This is a genomic window from Gammaproteobacteria bacterium (assembly GCA_003696665.1).
Classification (GTDB): Bacteria; Pseudomonadota; Gammaproteobacteria; order Enterobacterales.
The window spans coordinates 1-2583 of the sequence record RFGJ01000148.1 but is presented as its reverse complement, the minus strand read 5'-3'; the positions used below and the strand labels follow the sequence as shown (position 1 = coordinate 2583).

Genomic DNA, 2583 nt, shown 5'->3' with positions numbered 1-2583 from the left:
TCACCATGAGCCCAGGTGGCGGAACTGGTAGACGCGCTGGTTTCAGGTACCAGTGGCCATTGCGGCCGTGGAGGTTCGAGTCCTCTCCTGGGCACCATCCACCAAGAGCCCATCTAGGCTGATGATCTGGCTCCTTTTCCGGCGCGGGTGACGCACATCACCCCGCGGAAGATGTGCAGAGAACGCGCTGTCAAATACGCATCGGTAACGTCGGCACATGTGCATCCGCTGGCCGAAAGAGGTTGGGCATCTTCTTCCCGGTATGCATTTCAAGCGCTCTCTGCGGACGACAAACCGCGAGGAAGTCGTTGAAAAGCTTTCACTGATTCAGCTTGAAGTTCAGCGTCAGGTCCGCCGCCAGCAACCGGGCCGATACCACGATTGTTCTAAAGCTTGCATGACGGCGAAACCATGCTCCAAGACTTCGCCGTCATTCGCGATCAAGGGTTCCAGAAGCAGGAGTCGGCGGCGACGTCACCCTTACCACGCACTGTTCACCGTGTTGTCGCTGCTTGGGCCTCCGCAACCGGTGGCAGCCCAAGGTCCTTCAACAGCTCAAGGGCCTTTTCCAATCGCCCATCTTCCACCTTCCACGTCTTGCGTCGGTGAAGTTCTTCCCTCCAGTCCGCTATTTGCTCTTTTTCAGACAGCCAGTGTGCGGTTGCCGCCAGCTCCAAGATGATCGAGTCTTCGTCTCGCAGACGTTGAACCAAGTGCCTCCCATTTTCTGGAAGTTCCGGCACTTTCTTCTTGGCGCCTTGGCCAAGTTCAAAAATGCTGTAGAGCGCTCCATCCGAACTTCGAGGCCTGCGCTTTTCATCTATCAAATTAAAAAGCTTGGCAAAAATCAGTTGTTCGTCGAGTTTCTCAGAATACGGCCCGTAATGATGATAGCTCCATTCCAAGTCCCTCACCTCTTCCAGCCCGACTTGCTGAAGGAGATATGCAATTTTTTGCAGCCGCACGCGCCCGACAAGCCTGCCCCCGGCAGCCTTCACAAGAGCCGCCACGAATGCGCCGTCCGTCATCGCCTTCGCCCTCCCGCCAGCTTACGCGCTTCTTCACGCGTGCTTTCATCATAGAAATAATATCTTATCAACTCCTTAGGTTTATCTGCCATCGACCAAATCAATCTCGAGATGCCCTCATTCGCTATTTCTTTCGCACGTTTCTGCCCATCTATAATGTGGATTTTCTTGAATGCCCTTTCTTCATCTTCCCCTACAGTAGAATATATAGATAATTTTATTTGATCTTCTGCGACCTTTCTATATGGACTTTTAATCTCGGAGTGAAATTTTTCGTTTATTCTTTCAACGACCCTTCGCTGTCTGCCCTGGTCGCTACCAAATTCAGTTCCCACACACAAGGGCTTCGGGGGTGTGCGATTACGCAGACGGCATGCCATGTCACGAATGACATCATCCTCTGCACTGTAGAGCAAAGGCAGCGACGAAATGATCAGAAAATCATCCAGAGCCAGGTAGGATTCGATATCGTTCCGATCTGATGTGAAAAATCTCAAAATGGGGTGATCTTTCGGAAGCCCTGTTGCTTCCGGAGATGATTCGGCCAGTTCCCCCAGGCGGCGGAAGAGCCTCTTTATGACCTCCTCCATCGCGCGGGTGGTCTTGTGGAAATAGACCTGCTCATGAAGGGTGTAGCGTGCGAGAAGGAACTGTTCGGCTGCCGGGCGTGCCCGCGGGTCGAAACAGAATGTCGGCGCCTGTCTTGTTTCCTCATCCTCAGGTGGTCCGAGATTTATCTCTCGTACACGCAGATTATCCAGAAGCCAATCGAAATCGATATGGCCGGCATGCGTGCCGGTCATCATGCGGTCGCGCTGAACGTAATCTAGGCGGTCGGCATCGAACGAACTCGAAAACACGGCGTGGTAGATATCCTGCGGGTCTTCCGCCTGCAGCATGTCAGCAATGCGCCGGGCGCGATCTTCACCGAGAATCCGCGATATCTTGCCGTTGGGGTTGGTGATGATTTCGGCTGTCCACTTCTCATGCCTCTTGTTGATGCCTCGTGCCTTTTGCGCATGTTCGAAAGCGTGGCTGAAGGGACCATGCCCGACGTCGTGCAGCAGGGCAGCGAGAACGGCTTCGTCGGCCCTATCTTGATCGAACTCATTTTCCTTGCCTTGACGGCGAAGTTCCCGCCTGATGATCTCCACGAGCTGTTTGGCCGTGTGATAGACACCGAGGGAGTGAGCGAAGCGCGAGTGCGTAGCCCCCGGAAACACGAACTCGGAGACGCCGAGCTGCCGGATACGGCGAAGGCGCTGCATCTCGGGCGTATTCAGCAGCTCCCAAGCGAGTTCATCGCGCTTATTGCCTTGTTCGAAGACAATAAGCCCGTGCACCGGATCACGAATACGTTTTCCGCGGAACCCTCCTCCCATGATGGGAAGCCTATCACGATCTTTGGCTTTTTCAAGTCCCCACTAGTGCGTCGGGTGAAATTCACAACCCGGCAATTGGTCGGGGAGACTGGATTCGAACCAGCGACCCCCTGCTCCCAAAGCAGGTGCGCTACCAGGCTGCGCTACTCCCCGTCGCATGCGGCCCGGGCATC

Annotated in this window: 2 protein-coding genes and 2 tRNA genes; 1 reads left to right on the top strand and 3 read right to left on the bottom strand. The window is 54.7% G+C overall.

The window, feature by feature from the left end:
• The first annotated feature begins 9 nt into the window (after positions 1–9).
• Positions 10–97 (top strand) — tRNA-Leu (locus tag D6694_04580).
• Between the two features lie 397 nt (positions 98–494).
• Here D6694_04580 and D6694_04575 read toward each other — a convergent pair.
• The 3 genes from D6694_04575 to D6694_04565 all read right to left on the bottom strand — a co-directional run bounded on the left by D6694_04575 (position 495) and on the right by D6694_04565 (position 2563).
• The gene (locus tag D6694_04575; GenBank protein RMH45518.1) at positions 495–1028 is read right to left on the bottom strand and encodes a hypothetical protein; all 534 of its coding nucleotides are present in this window, start codon (positions 1026–1028) and stop codon (positions 495–497) included.
• Positions 1025–2410, bottom strand: coding sequence for an HD domain-containing protein (locus D6694_04570; GenBank protein RMH45517.1), 1386 nt, complete (start codon positions 2408–2410; stop codon positions 1025–1027). Before D6694_04570 ends, D6694_04575 begins: the two co-directional genes overlap by 4 nt.
• Before the next feature lie 76 nt (positions 2411–2486).
• Positions 2487–2563: transfer RNA gene (locus D6694_04565), tRNA-Pro, on the bottom strand.
• Positions 2564–2583: the final 20 nt, after the last annotated feature.